The 18747-nt window shown below is 43.3% G+C and carries 18 protein-coding genes and 1 other annotated feature (1 of these 19 only partly in view); all 18 genes read left to right on the top strand.

Annotated elements, in window-relative coordinates; genetic code table 11:
- Window positions 1–5, top strand: a sequence feature (ribosomal protein L10 leader region) (it extends 137 nt beyond the left edge of the window).
- A 36-nt stretch (window positions 6–41) separates the two neighbouring features.
- The 18 genes from rplJ to rpsC all read left to right on the top strand — a co-directional run bounded on the left by rplJ (window position 42) and on the right by rpsC (window position 18746).
- Window positions 42–542 (top strand): 50S ribosomal protein L10, encoded by a 501-nt coding sequence (gene rplJ, locus H539_RS0109365; protein WP_026693311.1) that lies wholly within the window; start codon window positions 42–44, stop codon window positions 540–542.
- A 64-nt stretch (window positions 543–606) separates the two neighbouring features.
- Entirely contained in the window at window positions 607–972 is a 366-nt protein-coding gene (rplL, locus tag H539_RS0109370; protein WP_026693312.1) for a 50S ribosomal protein L7/L12, read from the top strand.
- Between the two features lie 110 nt (window positions 973–1082).
- Entirely contained in the window at window positions 1083–1691 is a 609-nt protein-coding gene (locus H539_RS0109375; protein ID WP_026693313.1) for a class I SAM-dependent methyltransferase, read from the top strand.
- 299 nt (window positions 1692–1990) lie between these two features.
- Complete coding sequence (rpoB, locus tag H539_RS0109380) at window positions 1991–5554, top strand: DNA-directed RNA polymerase subunit beta (protein WP_035322261.1); 3564 nt, start codon at window positions 1991–1993, stop codon at window positions 5552–5554.
- Window positions 5555–5615: 61 nt separating this feature from the next.
- Window positions 5616–9215, top strand: a complete 3600-nt coding sequence (gene rpoC, locus H539_RS0109385; protein ID WP_026693315.1) for a DNA-directed RNA polymerase subunit beta' — start codon at window positions 5616–5618, stop codon at window positions 9213–9215.
- A 173-nt stretch (window positions 9216–9388) separates the two neighbouring features.
- Window positions 9389–9637 (top strand): 50S ribosomal protein L7ae-like protein, encoded by a 249-nt coding sequence (locus H539_RS0109390; RefSeq protein ID WP_026693316.1) that lies wholly within the window; start codon window positions 9389–9391, stop codon window positions 9635–9637.
- A 102-nt stretch (window positions 9638–9739) separates the two neighbouring features.
- The gene (gene rpsL / locus H539_RS0109395; protein ID WP_026693317.1) at window positions 9740–10162 is read left to right on the top strand and encodes a 30S ribosomal protein S12; all 423 of its coding nucleotides are present in this window, start codon (window positions 9740–9742) and stop codon (window positions 10160–10162) included.
- Between the two features lie 42 nt (window positions 10163–10204).
- A complete protein-coding gene (rpsG, locus tag H539_RS0109400; RefSeq protein ID WP_026693318.1) occupies window positions 10205–10675 on the top strand; it encodes a 30S ribosomal protein S7 in 471 nt (156 codons plus the stop codon).
- A gap of 42 nt (window positions 10676–10717) precedes the next feature.
- A complete protein-coding gene (fusA, locus tag H539_RS0109405; protein ID WP_026693319.1) occupies window positions 10718–12796 on the top strand; it encodes an elongation factor G in 2079 nt (692 codons plus the stop codon).
- 118 nt (window positions 12797–12914) lie between these two features.
- The gene (gene tuf, locus H539_RS0109410; protein ID WP_026693320.1) at window positions 12915–14102 is read left to right on the top strand and encodes an elongation factor Tu; all 1188 of its coding nucleotides are present in this window, start codon (window positions 12915–12917) and stop codon (window positions 14100–14102) included.
- 526 nt (window positions 14103–14628) lie between these two features.
- Window positions 14629–14937, top strand: a complete 309-nt coding sequence (gene rpsJ / locus H539_RS0109415; protein WP_019244375.1) for a 30S ribosomal protein S10 — start codon at window positions 14629–14631, stop codon at window positions 14935–14937.
- Window positions 14938–14970: 33 nt separating this feature from the next.
- Entirely contained in the window at window positions 14971–15600 is a 630-nt protein-coding gene (gene rplC / locus H539_RS0109420) for a 50S ribosomal protein L3 (RefSeq protein ID WP_026693321.1), read from the top strand.
- Between the two features lie 27 nt (window positions 15601–15627).
- Entirely contained in the window at window positions 15628–16251 is a 624-nt protein-coding gene (rplD, locus tag H539_RS0109425) for a 50S ribosomal protein L4 (protein WP_026693322.1), read from the top strand.
- Complete coding sequence (rplW, locus tag H539_RS0109430; RefSeq protein WP_026693323.1) at window positions 16251–16535, top strand: 50S ribosomal protein L23; 285 nt, start codon at window positions 16251–16253, stop codon at window positions 16533–16535. The genes rplD and rplW overlap by 1 nt, the downstream gene beginning before the upstream one ends.
- Window positions 16536–16560: 25 nt before the next feature.
- A complete protein-coding gene (rplB, locus tag H539_RS0109435; RefSeq protein ID WP_026693324.1) occupies window positions 16561–17391 on the top strand; it encodes a 50S ribosomal protein L2 in 831 nt (276 codons plus the stop codon).
- A 57-nt stretch (window positions 17392–17448) separates the two neighbouring features.
- The gene (gene rpsS / locus H539_RS0109440) at window positions 17449–17727 is read left to right on the top strand and encodes a 30S ribosomal protein S19 (RefSeq protein WP_026693325.1); all 279 of its coding nucleotides are present in this window, start codon (window positions 17449–17451) and stop codon (window positions 17725–17727) included.
- 17 nt (window positions 17728–17744) lie between these two features.
- A complete protein-coding gene (rplV, locus tag H539_RS0109445; RefSeq protein WP_026693326.1) occupies window positions 17745–18086 on the top strand; it encodes a 50S ribosomal protein L22 in 342 nt (113 codons plus the stop codon).
- Between the two features lie 3 nt (window positions 18087–18089).
- On the top strand, window positions 18090–18746 hold the full coding sequence (gene rpsC / locus H539_RS0109450) for a 30S ribosomal protein S3 (RefSeq protein WP_026693327.1): 657 nt from the start codon (window positions 18090–18092) through the stop codon (window positions 18744–18746).
- The last annotated feature ends 1 nt before the right edge of the window (window position 18747 follow it).

Below are 18747 nucleotides of genomic sequence, written 5' to 3' on the forward strand. Positions count from 1 at the left end.
TATGAATCGTGTTTGAACAAAATCTTATAGGAGGTGTCTAGATGAGCAGTGCAATTGAACAAAAGAAACTGATCGTAGATGATATTGCTGGTAAATTTAAAGAAAGCAAATCTACAATCGTTGTTGATTATCGCGGCCTTACAGTTGCAGAAGTAACAGAACTTCGTAAGCAGCTTCGTGAAGCTGGCATCGAGCTTAAAGTTTTCAAAAACTCAATGACTCGCCGTGCTGCTGAAGCAGTTGAGCTTTCTGGTTTGAATGAAGCTCTTACTGGTCCAAACGCAATTGCGTTCAGTAACGAAGATGTTGTGGCTCCTGCGAAAATCCTTAATGATTTCGCTAAAAAACACGAAGCACTTGAAATCAAAGCAGGTGTGATTGAAGGAAATATCGCAACAGTTGAAGAAGTTAAAGCTCTTGCTGAACTTCCATCTCGCGAAGGACTTCTTTCTATGCTACTCAGCGTACTTCAAGCACCTATCCGCAACCTTGCTCTTGCGACAAAAGCTGTTGCAGATCAAAAAGAAGAACAAGGCGCGTAAGCTGATTTTTATAAATTAGCCTGGCATAACAATAATAAACAATTACTCAAGGAGGAACTATAAAATGACTAAAGAACAAATCATTGAAGCAGTTAAATCCATGACTGTTTTAGAACTTAACGATCTTGTAAAAGCTATCGAAGAAGAATTCGGCGTAACTGCTGCTGCTCCTGTTGCTGTTGCAGGCGGAGCTGCTGGTGGAGCTGCTGCTGAAGAACAAACTGAATTTGACGTTGTTCTTACTAGCGCAGGCGACCAAAAAATCAAAGTTATCAAAGTGGTACGTGAAATCACAGGTCTTGGTCTTAAAGAAGCGAAAGAACTTGTTGACAACACTCCAAAAGCAGTTAAAGAAGGAGCTTCTAAAGAAGAAGCTGAAGAAATCAAAGCTAAACTTGAAGAAGTTGGAGCTGGCGTTGAAGTTAAGTAATATAGCATAAAAGAAAAGCCCGCTTTTAGAGCGGGCTTTTTTTGACTATAATCTTATTACCTGAAAGTTTTAGACCTCTGAAACTTCCTTGATTAAAGGAGGAATATATGATGAGTGAACATTATTACACTCAATCCCCCAATACAGAAAGCAATCCGCAATATTGGCCATACACCTTAAGGAATAAAGAATTTAAATTCAAGACAGATAACGGCGTTTTCTCCAAAAAAGAAGTGGATTTTGGCTCAAGGCTTCTTATTGAAACGTTTAAACCAAATGAGGATGTAGACGGGAACCTGCTGGATGTGGGCTGCGGCTACGGACCGATCGGCCTTTCGCTTGCGTCGGAGCTGGAGCAGGCAGAAGTCCATATGATAGATGTGAACCAGAGGGCTATTGAACTTTCAAAAGAAAATGCAAGAATCAATCACGTTGCAAATGTTTTAATCTATGAGAGCGACAAGCTTGGACAAGTAAAGAATCGGGATTTTGCTTCCATCCTGACTAACCCTCCCATCAGAGCTGGGAAAAAGGTGGTTCATGAAATATTAGAGCAGAGCTATGAAAAGCTGGCTCCCGGAGGAGAACTATGGGTTGTCATCCAGAAAAAGCAGGGAGCTCCTTCTGCGATGGAAAAAATGGAGAATTTGTTTGGAAATGTGGAAGCTGTTGAAAGAAAAAAAGGATACTACATCCTTTTGTCGAAGAAAAACCATTAAGGAAATAAAACCCAAACAGTTTTTTATGAAAAGGTTTGACTCGCAAATATGGCTATGATAATATTATTTAATGCATATATATAATTTCCTGGATTATGCAGACTCTCTTTATTATTATAGTATAAAATGAGCCTGAATGGGAAAAAATATATTGATAATAGTTTGTTTTTTTGAAAATGTGGTTTTTAGATAGAAAACCCTTTTTCTTTTTGTCTGTGTGTAAATTACTACATAGACGGGCTTGATTATAAATCAGGCCGGATATATCCTTATTATGTTTGATTTGAGGGGTGAATGAGTTGACAGGTCAACTAGTTCAGTATGGACGACACCGCCAGCGAAGAACTTATGCAAGAATTAGCGAGGTTTTGGAATTACCGAATCTTATAGAAATTCAAACCTCTTCTTATCAATGGTTTCTTGATGAGGGTTTAAGAGAAATGTTCCAGGATATTTCCCCTATCGAGGACTTTACAGGTAACCTATCGCTTGAGTTCATTGATTACAGCCTGGGAGATCCCAAGTACCCAGTGGAAGAATCTAAAGAGCGTGATGTTACTTATTCTGCTCCACTTCGTGTGAAAGTGCGCCTAGTAAACAAGGAAACAGGAGAAGTTAAAGACCAGGATGTATTCATGGGCGACTTCCCGCTAATGACTGAAACAGGCACATTTGTAATAAATGGGGCTGAACGTGTAATCGTATCACAGCTTGTGCGTTCACCGAGCGTTTATTACAGCGGAAAGGTAGACAAGAATGGCAAAAGGGGCTATACGGCCACTGTCATTCCAAACCGTGGGGCCTGGCTGGAATATGAAACAGATGCAAAAGATGTAGTTTACGTAAGAATAGACCGTACAAGAAAATTGCCGGTAACTGTTCTTCTGCGTGCACTCGGGTTTGGCTCTGATCAAGAAATCATCGACCTTATCGGCGATAACGAATATATTCGGAATACGCTTGAAAAGGATAACACCGAAAGCACAGAAAAAGCCCTGCTTGAAATCTATGAGCGTCTTCGTCCAGGCGAGCCGCCAACCGTAGAAAATGCAAAGAGCTTATTAGTTTCCCGATTCTTTGATCCGAAGAGATATGATCTAGCGAATGTGGGACGCTATAAAATTAACAAAAAGCTTCATATCAAGAACCGCCTGTTCAATCAGCGTCTTGCACAGACACTTGCTGATCCCGAAACCGGTGAAATGATTGCTGAAGCTGGCTCCTTGCTTGACCGCAGAAACCTTGACCGTATCATTCCTTATTTGGAAAACGGGGTTGAGTTCAAATCCTTTGCTCCATCCAATGGCGTCGTAGAAGAAGATATCCAGATGCAGGTTATCAAAATCTATGCACCTAGTGATTCAGAGGGTGAAAAAGTTATTAATGTCATCGGAAATGCTTATGTGGAAGAAGAAGTGAAAAACATCACTCCTGCCGATATTATCTCTTCTATAAGCTATTTCTTTAACCTGCTGCACTCTGTGGGCGACACAGATGATATTGACCATCTTGGAAACCGCCGTCTGCGTTCTGTTGGGGAATTGCTTCAGAACCAGTTCCGAATCGGTCTTTCCCGTATGGAAAGGGTTGTTCGTGAGAGAATGTCCATTCAGGATACAAACACGATCACACCTCAGCAGTTAATCAATATCCGTCCTGTTATCGCATCTATTAAAGAGTTCTTCGGAAGCTCACAGCTGTCACAGTTCATGGATCAAACGAATCCATTGGCTGAATTGACACACAAACGCCGACTATCAGCACTCGGACCTGGCGGATTGACACGTGAACGCGCAGGTTTTGAGGTGCGTGATGTTCACTATTCGCACTATGGCCGTATGTGTCCGATTGAAACTCCGGAGGGTCCGAATATCGGATTGATCAACTCACTTTCCAGCTTTGCAAAAGTGAATCGTTTTGGATTTATCGAAACCCCATACCGCAGGGTTGACCCTGAAACAGGAAGAGTTACCAGCCGCATCGACTATATGACTGCCGATGAAGAGGATAACTATGTAGTTGCTCAGGCGAATGTAATCCTTGATGAGAATGGTGCTTTTGTAGAAGAAGATATCATTGCCCGTTTCCGCGGTGAAAACACAGTAGTAAAACGTGACCGTGTTGACTATATGGACGTTTCTCCTAAACAGGTCGTTTCTGCTGCGACTGCGTGTATTCCGTTCCTTGAAAATGATGACTCGAACCGTGCCCTTATGGGAGCGAACATGCAGCGGCAGGCAGTTCCTTTGATGCAGCCTGAAGCTCCGATTGTTGGTACTGGTATGGAATATGTATCTGCAAAGGACTCCGGTGCAGCTGTCATCTGTAAGCATGAAGGAATTGTCGAGCATGTTGAATCCAGAGAAGTCTGGGTAAGAAGAATTAAAGAAGTGGACGGACAGGAAGTAAAAGGTGATCTGGATAAGTACAGAATGCTGAAGTTCATCCGTTCCAACCAGGGAACCTGCTACAACCAGCGTCCGATTGTAAGTGTCGGCGACCATGTTGTAAAAGGGGAAATCCTAGCTGATGGACCATCTATGGAGAAGGGTGAGCTTGCCCTTGGACGCAACGTAATGGTTGCCTTCATGACATGGGATGGTTACAACTACGAGGATGCCATCATTATGAGTGAACGTCTTGTAAAAGACGATGTATATACATCTATTCATATTGAAGAGTATGAATCAGAGTCTCGTGATACAAAACTTGGACCTGAAGAAATTACCCGGGATATTCCTAACGTTGGGGAAGATGCTTTGAGAAACCTTGACGAGCGTGGAATTATCCGGGTGGGTGCGGAAGTAAAAGACGGAGACCTGCTGGTTGGTAAGGTTACGCCAAAAGGTGTAACGGAACTAACTGCAGAAGAACGGCTTCTTCATGCCATCTTCGGCGAAAAGGCCCGTGAAGTGCGTGATACATCACTAAGGGTACCTCACGGTGGAGGCGGAATTGTTCTGGATGTCAAAGTCTTCAACCGTGAAGACGGCGATGAGCTGCCTCCAGGTGTAAATCAGCTTGTCCGCGTGTATATCGTTCAGAAACGTAAAATTTCTGAAGGTGACAAAATGGCCGGCCGCCACGGAAATAAAGGGGTAATATCCCGCATACTTCCTGAAGAAGATATGCCTTTCCTTCCAGATGGCACTCCAGTCGATATCATGCTTAACCCGCTGGGAGTTCCTTCTCGTATGAATATCGGTCAGGTGCTTGAACTTCATCTTGGAATGGCCGCTAGATATCTTGGAATTCATGTTGCATCACCTGTATTTGATGGTGCGCGTGAAGAAGACGTTTGGGGAACGATCGCTGAAGCTGGTATGGCAAATGACGCTAAGACCGTGTTGTATGACGGCCGTTCTGGCGAACCGTTTGACAACCGTGTTTCTGTCGGAATCATGTACATGATTAAGCTTGCACACATGGTTGATGACAAACTGCACGCCCGTTCAACTGGACCATACTCACTCGTTACACAGCAGCCGCTTGGCGGTAAGGCGCAGTTCGGCGGACAGCGCTTTGGAGAGATGGAGGTATGGGCGCTTGAAGCTTACGGTGCTGCATATACTCTTCAAGAAATACTTACTGTTAAGTCCGATGATGTTGTCGGCCGTGTAAAAACATATGAAGCAATTGTTAAAGGTGAGAATGTACCAGAACCTGGCGTTCCGGAATCATTCAAAGTACTAATTAAAGAGCTTCAGAGCTTGGGTATGGATGTTAAAATCCTGTCAAGTGATGATAAAGAGATAGAAATGCGGGATCTGGATGATGAAGAAGAACTGAATCAAGCCGATTCGCTGACCATTGACTCTGACCCGAAAGAACCTGAATCAGAAATCGTAGGCTCTAAAGAGTAAAACAGTTCTGCATATAAGCAATTAGGGTAAAACCCGGAGATTTAAGAGGGAGGTAGGCCCCTTGATAGACGTTAATAATTTTGAGTATATGAAAATCGGTTTAGCTTCACCTGACAAGATTCGTTCTTGGTCATTTGGAGAAGTAAAAAAACCGGAAACCATCAACTATCGTACTCTTAAGCCTGAAAAAGACGGTTTGTTCTGCGAGCGCATTTTCGGTCCAACAAAGGACTGGGAATGCCACTGCGGAAAGTATAAAAGAGTGCGGTATAAAGGTGTCGTATGTGATCGATGCGGTGTTGAAGTAACCCGCGCAAAAGTACGCCGCGAGCGCATGGGCCATATTGAACTAGCCGCTCCGGTTTCACATATCTGGTATTTCAAAGGCATTCCAAGCCGTATGGGACTTGTTCTTGATATGTCCCCAAGGGCTTTGGAAGAAGTCATCTATTTTGCTTCCTATGTTGTAACTGAAACTGGCGATACATCCCTTGATAAGAAGCAATTGCTTTCAGAAAAGGAATATCGTGCATACCGCGAAAAATTCGGTAATAAGTTCCAGGCAGCCATGGGTGCAGAAGCGATTAAAAAGCTTCTATTGGATATCGATCTTGATAAAGAGGTTGATTTCTTAAAAGAAGAATTGAAAACAGCCCAAGGACAGCGTCGTACACGTGCAATTAAGCGCCTTGAGGTGCTGGAGGCTTTCCGTAATTCCGGCAATGAGCCTTCATGGATGATTCTTGATGTTCTTCCTGTTATTCCACCGGAGCTCCGCCCGATGGTCCAATTGGATGGAGGACGTTTTGCAACATCTGACTTGAACGACTTATACCGCAGGGTTATTAACCGGAACAACCGCTTGAAGCGTCTTCTTGACCTTGGTGCACCAAGCATCATCGTACAAAACGAGAAACGTATGCTTCAAGAAGCTGTAGATGCGCTGATTGATAACGGCAGACGCGGAAGACCTGTAACAGGGCCTGGTAACCGTCCGCTGAAATCACTTTCTCACATGCTGAAAGGGAAGCAAGGGCGTTTCCGTCAAAACCTTCTTGGTAAGCGTGTTGATTACTCCGGACGCTCTGTTATCGTTGTAGGACCGAACCTGAAGATGTATCAGTGCGGACTTCCTAAGGAAATGGCAATCGAGCTGTTCAAGCCTTTCGTTATGAAGGAGCTTGTAGGCAAAGGACTTGCCCATAATATTAAATCAGCAAAACGGAAAATCGAGCGCCTGCAGCCTGAAGTCTGGGATGTGCTTGAATCCGTAATTAAGGAGCACCCGGTTCTTCTTAACCGTGCACCGACTCTGCATAGACTGGGTATCCAGGCATTTGAACCGACACTTGTTGAAGGGCGCGCCATCAGATTGCACCCGCTTGTATGTACAGCATATAATGCGGACTTTGACGGTGACCAAATGGCTGTTCACGTACCTCTTTCTTCAGAAGCTCAGGCGGAGGCAAGACTCCTTATGCTTGCTGCCCAGAATATCCTTAACCCTAAGGATGGAAAACCGGTAGTTACACCGTCACAGGATATGGTATTGGGTAACTATTACCTTACTATGGAACGTGAAGGTGCAATTGGAGAAGGTATGATCTTTAAAGATACAAATGAAGCGGTGCTTGCTTACCAGAATGGATATGTTCATCTCCATACCCGTGTAGCTGTTCATGCCGGTTCTTTGAAAAACCGTACGTTCACGGAAGAGCAGAATAATATGCTTCTTCTTACAACTGTCGGCAAGCTGATCTTTAATGAAATCCTGCCTGACACATTCCCGTATTTGAATGAACCGACTCCATTGAACCTGGAAGAAAAAACTCCTGAAAAGTATTTCGTGGAGAAGGGCCAGGATGTCAGAGAGCGGATCAAAGCACAGGAAGGCGTAGATCCATTTGTTAAGAAATTCCTTGGGAATATCATTGCGGAAGTATTTAAACGTTTCAAAATCACTGAAACATCCAAAATGCTTGACCGCATGAAGGATCTTGGATTCAGACACTCCACAAGAGCCGGTATCACCGTAGGTGTGGCAGATATCGTGGTTCTTGGAGAGAAAAAGCAGATCATTGATGAAGCACAATCCAAGGTGGATAACGTAATGAAGCAGTTCAGACGCGGTCTGATTACTGAAGAAGAGCGTTATGACCGAGTGATCTCCATCTGGAGTGGTGCGAAGGATTCCATCCAGGCTAAACTGATGCAGTCCTTGAACAAACGCAATCCAATCTTCATGATGAGTGATTCCGGTGCCCGTGGTAATGCATCCAACTTCACTCAGCTTGCTGGTATGCGCGGACTCATGGCCAACCCGGCTGGACGAATCATCGAGTTGCCGATCAAATCGTCCTTCCGTGAAGGATTGACTGTATTGGAATACTTCATTTCCACTCACGGTGCGCGTAAAGGTCTTGCCGATACAGCCCTTAAAACAGCTGACTCCGGTTATCTTACACGCCGTCTTGTAGACGTGGCCCAGGATGTTATCGTCAGAGATGACGACTGTGGAACTGACCGCGGACTTCTGATCAGTGCACTTAAAGATGGTACAGAAACCATTGAACGCCTGGAAGAGCGTCTGATAGGCCGTTATGCAAGAAAGGCGATTAAACATCCGGAAACGAATGAAGTGATCGTGGCGGAAAATGATCTTATTACAGAAGACCTGGCTAAGTATATTGAGGAAGTTGGAGTGGAGAAAGTTTGGATCCGTTCTGCCTTCACATGTAATACGCGCCATGGTGTATGTAAAAAGTGTTACGGAAGAAACCTTGCAACAGGACAGGAAGTTGAAGTGGGAGAAGCAGTTGGTATCATTGCTGCGCAGTCCATCGGTGAACCAGGTACTCAGTTAACCATGCGTACATTCCATACCGGAGGGGTTGCAGGAGACGATATCACTCAGGGTCTTCCGCGTATCCAGGAATTGTTCGAGGCGAGAAATCCAAAAGGTCAGGCCATTATTTCAGAAATCGACGGTACTGTTACCGCGATTAATGAAGTGCGTGATAAACAGCAGGAAATCACTATTCAGGGTGAAGTGGAATCACGCTCTTTCACGGCTCCGTATACCGCCCGCTTAAAGGTTGCGGTGGATTCTAAAGTGATAAGAGGACAAGAGCTGACAGAAGGTTCTATCGATCCTAAAGAATTGCTGAAAATCCGAGATGTATTATCCGTTCAGGAATATCTGCTTCGCGAAGTACAGAAGGTATATCGTATGCAGGGTGTTGAAATTGGTGATAAGCATATTGAAGTTATGGTAAGGCAGATGCTTCGTAAAATCCGTGTTCTCGATGCGGGTGAATCCGAAGTGCTTCCTGGCACGCTTCTTGATATCCACCAGTTCACTGATGCTAACGAAAAAGCCGTACTCGAAGGCAAGGTTCCGGCAACTGGCCGTCCTGTATTGCTGGGTATTACAAAAGCGTCCCTTGAGACAGATTCATTCCTGTCAGCCGCATCCTTCCAGGAAACAACCAGAGTCCTTACAGATGCAGCAATCAAAGGAAAACGTGACGAACTACTCGGTCTTAAGGAAAATGTTATCATCGGTAAATTGGTTCCTGCAGGAACAGGTATGCTGAGATACCGTAAAGCCGATCCGAAATTGGCTGAAGATTCCTCTGAGGAAACCGTTACGGTAGAATAAGCAAAAGGGCCGGTGACTTTGATCACCGGCCGTTTTGCAGCTTTTTGAGGGCAGGGAAGTGCCGGCTGCAAGTGATTGAGAAAATTTTCTCATGAACAGTTGACAGTATCTATAAAAAGATGTTACTATAGCAAAGGTGCTCCTATAATACCCTGTACTTTGGAGGATATTATATGTCTTATGAAAAAGTTCAACAGGCTGACACAGTCATTGTAGGAACAAAACAAACAGTAAAAGCTCTTAAGAATAAGTTGATATCTGAAGTGTTTCTGGCATCAGATGCTGATCCTAAGATGAAAGCTAAAGTTCTTGAAGCTTCTAAGGAATATAACGTTCCAGTCACATATGTGGATTCGATGCAGAAGCTCGGAAAAGCGTGCGGGATTGAAGTCGGAGCAGTTGCTGTTGCAATTAAAAAGTAAAACTGTTTTTGTAGAAAACTACAAAAACTTTGTTTTTGCTCATTTATGAACCACCTGGATGTGTGGGTCTAGAAATGAAAAAGTGAAGGGAGGAAAACAATAATGCCTACTATTAATCAATTAATACGTAAGGGACGCGAAACAAAAGAAGAAAAATCAAAATCCCCTGCGTTAAATAAAGGCTATAACAGCTTTAAAAAAGCGCAAACTAACGTATCATCTCCACAAAAACGCGGTGTGTGTACTCGTGTTGGTACAATGACACCGAAGAAGCCAAACTCAGCGCTTCGTAAGTACGCTCGTGTGCGTTTGACTAATGGTATCGAGGTAACAGCTTACATTCCTGGTATCGGACACAACCTGCAAGAACACAGTGTTGTATTAATCCGTGGAGGACGTGTAAAGGACTTACCGGGGGTACGTTATCACATCGTACGTGGTGCGCTTGATACTGCTGGTGTTAACAACCGTATGCAAGGCCGTTCTAAGTACGGTACTAAGCGACCTAAAGCTCCAAAGAAATAATCATTGATTAAATAAATAGATTCGCCGAAAGGAGGAAATAAGATGCCACGTAAAGGACCTGTATCCAAAAGAGACGTATTGCCTGATCCGCTTTATAACTCAAAGCTTGTCAGCCGCCTGATTAATAAAATGATGGTTGACGGACAAAGAGGTAAGTCTCAAAAAATACTTTACTCTGCATTTAATATCATTCAAGAACGTACTGGCAAAGAGCCTATGGAAGTATTCGAAGCTGCTCTTAAAAACATCATGCCTGTACTAGAAGTAAAAGCACGCCGTGTAGGTGGTGCGAACTATCAAGTACCAATTGAGGTGCGCCCAGAACGCCGTACAACTCTTGGTCTTCGCTGGTTAGTAAACTACTCTCGCCTTCGTGGAGAAAAAACGATGGAAGAGCGTCTTGCTAATGAAATCCTGGATGCTGCGAACAGCACAGGAGCTTCAGTTAAGAAGCGTGAAGATACACACAAGATGGCAGAAGCCAACAAAGCATTCGCTCATTACCGCTGGTAAGATTCATACTAACATTTTCATATTAGGAAGGAGAAAGACCAAATGGCAAGAGAGTTCTCCTTAGAAAACACTCGTAATATCGGCATCATGGCCCACATTGATGCCGGTAAAACAACTACAACCGAGCGTGTTCTTTATTACACTGGCCGTATCCATAAAATCGGTGAAACACACGAAGGTGCTTCACAAATGGACTGGATGGAGCAGGAACAGGAGCGCGGAATCACTATCACTTCCGCTGCTACAACTGCCCAGTGGAAAGGACACCGCGTTAACATCATCGATACACCAGGACACGTAGACTTCACAGTTGAAGTTGAACGTTCCCTTCGTGTATTGGATGGAGCTGTAGCTGTTCTTGATGCTCAATCAGGTGTTGAGCCTCAGACAGAAACAGTTTGGCGCCAGGCAACCACTTACGGAGTTCCGCGTGTAGTATTCGTTAATAAAATGGATAAAATCGGTGCGGATTTCTTATATTCTGTTAAGACTATTCATGACCGCCTTCAGGCGAACGCTCATCCTATCCAGCTCCCAATCGGAGCAGAAGATGAGTTTGAAGCTATCATTGACCTAGTTGAAATGAATGCTGTATTTTACAGCAATGATTTAGGCACTGATATAGAGGTCCGTGAAATCCCTGCAGAACATATGGATCTAGCTCTGGAATACCGTGAGAAATTAATTGAAGCTGTAGCTGAACTAGATGAAGAATTAATGGAAAAATATCTTGGTGGAGAAGAGATTTCAAAAGAAGAGCTTAAAGCTGCAATCCGTCAAGGTACTGTTAATGTTGAATTCTATCCGGTAATCTGTGGTTCTGCATTCAAAAACAAAGGTGTTCAGTTAATGCTTGATGCAGTAATTGACTACCTGCCATCTCCATTAGATGTTCCTGCAATCAAAGGAACACTTCCGGATACTGAAGAAGAGGTTACTCGTCCTTCAAGCGACAGCGAGCCATTCTCCGCTCTTGCTTTCAAGGTTATGACTGACCCTTATGTCGGTAAATTAACATTCTTCCGTGTATACTCTGGTACATTGAGCTCTGGTTCTTATGTACAAAACTCTACAAAAGGAAAACGCGAGCGTGTAGGACGTATCCTGCAGATGCACGCAAACTCCCGTCAAGAGATTTCAGAAGTATATGCTGGGGATATCGCGGCAGCTGTGGGTCTGAAAGACACCACTACTGGTGATACTCTATGTGATGAGAAAAACCTTGTTATCCTGGAATCAATGGAATTCCCTGAGCCGGTTATCTCTCTATCCATCGAGCCTAAATCAAAAGCTGACCAAGATAAAATGACAACGGCTCTTCAAAAACTACAAGAAGAAGATCCGACATTCCGTGCACATACTGACCAGGAAACAGGTCAGATTATCATTGCAGGTATGGGCGAACTTCACTTGGATATCCTTGTTGACCGTATGCGTCGTGAGTTCAAGGTTGAAGCTAACGTGGGTGCTCCTCAAGTTGCTTACCGTGAAACTTTCCGCCAATCTGCACAGGTTGAAGGTAAGTTTGCACGTCAATCTGGTGGACGCGGACAATTCGGACATGTTTGGATTGAGTTCTCACCAAACGAAGAAGGAAAAGGCTTTGAATTCGAAAACGCAATCGTCGGTGGTGTTGTTCCACGTGAATACATCCCTGCTGTACAAGCTGGTCTTGAAGATGCACTTGAAAGAGGCGTACTTGCAGGATTCCCGCTTGTCGATGTAAAAGCTAAACTTTATGACGGATCATATCATGATGTCGATTCCTCAGAAATGGCATTTAAAGTTGCTGCTTCACTAGCTCTTAGAAATGCTGCTTCTAAGTGTAAGCCAGTCATTCTTGAACCTGTCATGAAAGTTGAAGTTGTTATTCCTGATGAATATCTTGGAGATATCATGGGTGATGTAACTTCCCGCCGTGGTCGAGTGGAAGGTATGGAAGCTCGCGGAAACGCACAAGTTGTTAAAGCGTTCGTTCCACTTTCTGAAATGTTTGGTTATGCTACTTCACTGCGTTCAAACACGCAAGGTCGCGGTACATTCTCTATGCATTTCGATCATTACGAAGAAGTTCCAAAGTCAATCTCTGAAGAAATTATCAAAAAAAATAAAGGTGAATAATTGATTTTCATCTTTCATTAAAGTATAACTACTTATGTAAGCTATGAAAGTGGACATTCCTACTTTCATAGCACTATACTTAATCAAATAAAATATAATTTTAGGGAGGCAAATCCTAATGGGAAAAGCTAAATTCGATCGTTCTAAGCCACACGTTAACATCGGTACAATCGGTCACGTTGACCATGGTAAAACTACTTTAACAGCTGCTATTACAACTGTACTTGCTAAGTCTGGTCAAGCGGAAGCACGTGCATATGACCAAATCGACGGTGCTCCAGAAGAAAGAGAACGTGGAATCACAATCTCTACTGCACACGTTGAGTACGAAACTGATTCTCGCCACTACGCACACGTTGACTGCCCAGGACACGCTGACTATGTTAAAAACATGATCACTGGTGCTGCTCAAATGGACGGCGGAATCCTAGTTGTTTCTGCTTCTGACGGCCCAATGCCACAAACTCGTGAGCACATTCTTCTTTCTCGTCAAGTAGGTGTTCCTTACCTAGTTGTATTCATGAACAAATGTGACATGGTTGACGACGAAGAACTACTAGAACTAGTTGAAATGGAAATTCGTGACCTTCTTTCTGAATACGAATTCCCTGGTGATGATATCCCAGTAATTAAAGGTTCTGCTCTTAAAGCTCTTGAAGGCGATGCTGCTTGGGAAGAGAAAATTGTTGAACTAATGAGTGCTGTTGATGAGTACATCCCAACTCCAACTCGTGACACTGACAAGCCTTTCATGATGCCTGTTGAGGATGTTTTCTCAATCACTGGCCGTGGAACAGTTGCTACTGGACGTGTTGAGCGTGGACAAGTTAAAGTCGGTGATGTAGTAGAAATCATCGGTTTAGCTGAAGAGCCAAAATCAACTACAGTAACTGGTGTTGAAATGTTCCGTAAGCTTCTTGACTATGCAGAAGCTGGCGACAACATCGGAGCTCTTCTTCGTGGAGTTGCACGTGAAGATATCCAACGTGGACAAGTACTAGCAAAGCCAGGTACAATCAATCCACACACAAAGTTCAAAGCTGAAGTATATGTTCTTTCTAAAGAAGAAGGTGGACGTCACACTCCATTCTTCACTAACTACCGCCCACAGTTCTACTTCCGTACAACTGATGTAACTGGTATCTGCAACCTTCCTGAAGGTGTAGAAATGGTTATGCCTGGCGACAACATCGAAATGACTGTTGAACTAATCGCTTCTGTTGCTATTGAAGAAGGTACTAAGTTCTCTATCCGTGAGGGTGGCCGTACTGTAGGCGCTGGCGTAGTTGCTTCTATCCAAGCTTAATTATTAGTACTGTAATGATATAAAGTTAATAAAAAGGAAGGGACGCCTTCCGGAAAAACAGAGGGGACGCCCTCTGTTTTTTTCTATTTCAGGATATTTCAATGTGATCTTTTCCGCTTAACAACTCCGCTGCTTTTACATCTTTCTTCTATATATAATAGATATTCCATTTACTTTTACTAATATGCCATACAAACGGCCTCCTTACTTACTCTGCCAGGGACATCTTGGCTTTTGTGTAAAAAAAAATTCAATAACAGGTTTAAAATCGAAAAAATATTATCTGTCAGCATCTTGAAATTATAGGCTTAGGTATGTATAATAGTAGAAGTGTGCAACCCGTGTAAAAAGTTTAAATAAGTATTGCTTAATTACTGGGTTTTATGTATAATAGACAATGTTGGTCTTTGACCGCGATGATGTGAGAGGTTGCTGACACACCCGGCCGCTTTGCCATGGCGAGTGTGTGGGAAATTTTCACTGAGAAATGTCTATTTTGAAAATAGGCGAAAAGGAGGGAAAAGTAATGGCAAAACAAAAAATTCGTATCCGTTTAAAAGCATATGATCACAGAATCCTTGATCAATCTGCTGAGAAAATCGTTGAAACTGCTAAGCGTTCTGGTGCGGCTGTATCTGGTCCGATTCCATTACCAACTGAAAGATCTGTTTATACAATCCTTCGTGCGGTTCATAAGTACAAAGATTCTCGTGAGCAATTCGAGATGCGTACACACAAACGTCTAATCGACATCGTCAATCCAACTCCGCAAACAGTTGATTCATTGATGCGTTTAGATTTGCCGTCAGGCGTTGACATCGAAATCAAACTTTAATTATAAAAGATAAAATCACAGGAGGTGTGACTAATGACCAAAGGAATCTTAGGTAGAAAAATCGGTATGACGCAAGTATTCGCAGAAAACGGTGAGCTTATTCCTGTAACTGTTGTTGAAGCTGCTCCAAACGTAGTGCTTCAAGTAAAATCAGTTGAGACAGATGGCTACGAAGCTGTTCAGGTAGGTTTTGAAGACAAGCGTGAAAAGCTTTCTAACAAGCCGGCTAAAGGACATGCTGCAAAAGCGAAGACTGCTCCTAAGCGCTTCATTCGTGAATTCCGCGAAGTTAACCTCGGAGAGTATGAGGTTGGTCAGGAAGTCAATGTTAATATTTTCGCAGAAGGCGAAATAGTAGATGTAACTGGTGTATCTAAAGGTAAAGGTTTCCAAGGTGCTATTAAACGCCACGGACAATCTAGAGGACCAATGGCACACGGTTCCCGTTATCACAGACGCCCTGGTTCAATGGGACCAGTTGCTCCAAACCGCGTATTCAAAGGCAAATTATTGCCAGGACGTATGGGTGGAGATCAAATCACTGTTCAAAACCTTGAAATTGTAAGAGTAGATACTGACCGCAATCTTCTATTAATCAAAGGTAATGTACCTGGAGCAAGAAAAGCTCTTTTGAAAATTAAAAGTGCGGTAAAATCTAAGTAATCTTTTCAGGAAAGGAGGAGCATTGGAATGCCACAAGTAACACTTTTCAAACAAGATGGAACTCAAGGTGGAACCATCGAGCTTAATGATTCCGTGTTTGGTATCGTACCAAACAACGCTGTATTATTTGAAGCAATCGTCATGCAAAGAGCTTCTTTACGTCAAGGAACTCACAAAGTAAAAGGCCGTTCTGAAGTAGCAGGCGGTGGACGCAAGCCATGGAAACAAAAAGGAACTGGCCGTGCACGTCAAGGTTCAATTCGTTCTCCACAATGGCGCGGCGGCGGTACTGTATTTGGACCAACTCCAAGATCATACAGCTACAAAATGCCTAAGAAAATGCGTCGTTTAGCTATTAAATCTGCTCTTTCTGTAAAATTACAAGAAGAGAATATCTTAGTGCTTGAAAACTTATCTTTTGAAGCACCAAAGACAAAAGAATTCAAAGCAGTTCTTGAAGGACTTTCAGTTGACACGAAAACACTTATCGTAACTGACAGCCTGAATGAAAACGTAGCTCTATCAGCTCGTAACATTCCTGGTGTCACAGTTGTTGAGGCAGACGGCCTGAACGTACTTGATGTAGTGGGACACAACAAATTGATCCTAACTAAAGCTGCTGTTGAAAAAGTAGAGGAGGTGCTTGCATAATGGATGCTCGTGATATCATTAAGCGCCCCGTAATTACTGAAGCTTCTTCAGACATCATGGCTGATAAAAAGTACACTTTTGAAGTGGATGTTAGAGCCAACAAAACTCAAGTTAAAGATGCTGTTCAAGAAATCTTTGACGTACAGGTTGCTAAAGTTAACATCATGAACTACAAAGGCAAGTTTAAGCGTATGGGCCGTTATGCCGGCTACACAAACAAACGCCGTAAAGCAATCGTAACATTGACTACTGACAGCAAAGAAATCGAATTTTTCGAAGCTTAATTTATAGAAAAAGGAGGGAATAACTATGGCGATTAAAAAGTATAAACCTACCTCCAACGGTCGTCGCGGAATGACTACTTCTGATTTTGCTGAAATCACTACAAGCACTCCAGAAAAATCATTGCTTGCACCTTTACACAGAAAAGGCGGCCGCAACAACCAAGGTAAGTTAACTGTTCGTCATCAAGGTGGCGGCCATAAGCGTCAATACCGTATCATCGACTTCAAACGTAACAAAGATGGTATACCAGGACGCGTTGCTACTATTGAATATGATCCAAACCGTTCAGCAAACATTGCATTAATAAACTATGTAGATGGTGAAAAACGTTATATCCTAGCTCCTAAAAACCTAGAAGTAGGTATGGAGATCATGTCAGGTCCTGAAGCTGATATTAAAGCAGGTAACGCACTTCCACTTATCAACATCCCTGTAGGTACTGTTATCCACAATATCGAATTGAAACCAGGCAAAGGTGGACAATTAGTCCGTTCCGCTGGTACTTCTGCACAGGTTCTTGGTAAAGAAGGACGCTATGTCCTAGTTCGTTTGAACTCTGGTGAAGTCCGTATGGTTCTTGCTACATGCCGTGCTTCTATCGGTCAGGTTGGTAACGAGCAGCATGAACTTATCAATATTGGTAAAGCTGGACGCTCCCGCTGGTTAGGCAAACGCCCAACTGTTCGTGGTTCTGTAATGAACCCTGTTGATCACCCACACGGTGGTGGTGAAGGCCGTGCACCTATCGGACGTAAGTCACCAATGACTCCATGGGGCAAACCTGCTCTTGGTCTTAAGACTCGTAAGAAAAAGAACAAGTCTGATAAGTTTATTGTACGTCGGAGTAAAAAATAACGGGATTAATCTACGGTTCGGTAGGACCGTAGTGCAATCGCGAAGGGAGGCACACACATGGGTCGCAGTTTGAAAAAAGGACCTTTTGTTGATGATCATTTAATTAACAAGGTTGAAAAAATGAATGACGCTGAGAAGAAGCAAGTAATCAAAACTTGGTCTCGCCGTTCTACAATCTTCCCACAATTCATCGGACACACAATCGCGGTTTACGATGGTCGTAAACACGTACCGGTCTATATTACTGAAGACATGGTCGGCCACAAGCTTGGTGAATTTGCACCAACTCGCAGCTACAAGGGCCATGGAAATGATGACAAGAAAACAAGACGTTAATGAGAGGAGGGCATCTCATGCAAGCTAAAGCTGTTGCTAATACAGTACGCATTGCACCTCGTAAAGTCCGCTTAGTCGTTGACTTAATCAGAGGAAAGCAAATCGGTGAAGCTGTTGCGATTTTACGCCACACACCAAAAGCGGCTTCTCCAGTCGTAGAAAAAGTTCTTAAATCTGCTGTTGCAAATGCGGAGCATAACTACGAAATGGATATAAATAACCTGGTTATTACACAAGCATATGTAAATGAAGGACCGACAATGAAACGTTTCCGTCCTCGTGCTATGGGACGTGCAAGTGCTATTAATAAGCGTACTAGTCATATCACTATCGTTGTATCAGAAAAGAAGGAGGGATAAACTGTGGGTCAAAAAGTAAATCCAGTCGGTTTGCGTATCGGGATCATCCGTGATTGGGAATCCAAATGGTACGCTGATAAAGACTACGCAGAGCTTTTACACGAAGACATCAAAGTTCGTGAGTACATCATGAACCGTTTAAAAGATGCTTCTGTATCAAAAGTGGAAATTGAACGTGCTGCAAACCGCATCAACATTTCTGTCCACACTGCTAAGCCAGGAATGGTTATCGGTAAAGGTGGAACTGAAGTTGAAGCATTGCGCAAAGCGTTAAACCAGTTAACTGGGAAACGTGTTCACATCAACATCATCGAAATCAAGAGAGCGGACATTGATGCTAAACTAGTAGCAGAAAACATTGCCCGCCAGCTTGAAAATCGTGTATCTTTCCGACGCGCACAAAAGCAGGCTATCCAACGTACTATGCGTGCTGGCGCTCAAGGTATTAAAACAATGGTATCTGGTCGTCTAGGCGGCGCTGATATCGCTCGTTCAGAACATTACAGCGAAGGTACTGTTCCACTTCACACATTACGTGCTGATATCGACTATGCTACTGCTGAAGCTGATACTACTTACGGTAAGCTTGGTGTGAAAGTATGGATCTATCGTGGAGAGGTTCTTCCTACTAAGAAGAAATCCGAGGAAGGAGGAAAATAAC

Origin of the sequence: Peribacillus kribbensis DSM 17871, from assembly GCF_000430765.1 — a bacterium.
Lineage (GTDB): Bacteria > Bacillota > Bacilli > Bacillales > DSM-1321 > Paraperibacillus > Paraperibacillus kribbensis.

Excerpts from the sequence above, each read along its gene's own strand:
- rplJ (WP_026693311.1), top strand. The coding sequence starts at position 42 with ATGAGCAGTGCAATTGAACAAAAGAAACTGATCGTAGATGATATTGCT.
- rplL (WP_026693312.1), top strand. The coding sequence starts at position 607 with ATGACTAAAGAACAAATCATTGAAGCAGTTAAATCCATGACTGTTTTA.
- H539_RS0109375 (WP_026693313.1), top strand. The coding sequence starts at position 1,083 with ATGAGTGAACATTATTACACTCAATCCCCCAATACAGAAAGCAATCCG.
- H539_RS0109390 (WP_026693316.1), top strand. The coding sequence starts at position 9,389 with ATGTCTTATGAAAAAGTTCAACAGGCTGACACAGTCATTGTAGGAACA.
- rpsL (WP_026693317.1), top strand. The coding sequence starts at position 9,740 with ATGCCTACTATTAATCAATTAATACGTAAGGGACGCGAAACAAAAGAA.
- rpsG (WP_026693318.1), top strand. The coding sequence starts at position 10,205 with ATGCCACGTAAAGGACCTGTATCCAAAAGAGACGTATTGCCTGATCCG.
- fusA (WP_026693319.1), top strand. The coding sequence starts at position 10,718 with ATGGCAAGAGAGTTCTCCTTAGAAAACACTCGTAATATCGGCATCATG.
- tuf (WP_026693320.1), top strand. The coding sequence starts at position 12,915 with ATGGGAAAAGCTAAATTCGATCGTTCTAAGCCACACGTTAACATCGGT.
- rpsJ (WP_019244375.1), top strand. The coding sequence starts at position 14,629 with ATGGCAAAACAAAAAATTCGTATCCGTTTAAAAGCATATGATCACAGA.
- rplC (WP_026693321.1), top strand. The coding sequence starts at position 14,971 with ATGACCAAAGGAATCTTAGGTAGAAAAATCGGTATGACGCAAGTATTC.
- rplD (WP_026693322.1), top strand. The coding sequence starts at position 15,628 with ATGCCACAAGTAACACTTTTCAAACAAGATGGAACTCAAGGTGGAACC.
- rplW (WP_026693323.1), top strand. The coding sequence starts at position 16,251 with ATGGATGCTCGTGATATCATTAAGCGCCCCGTAATTACTGAAGCTTCT.
- rplB (WP_026693324.1), top strand. The coding sequence starts at position 16,561 with ATGGCGATTAAAAAGTATAAACCTACCTCCAACGGTCGTCGCGGAATG.
- rpsS (WP_026693325.1), top strand. The coding sequence starts at position 17,449 with ATGGGTCGCAGTTTGAAAAAAGGACCTTTTGTTGATGATCATTTAATT.
- rplV (WP_026693326.1), top strand. The coding sequence starts at position 17,745 with ATGCAAGCTAAAGCTGTTGCTAATACAGTACGCATTGCACCTCGTAAA.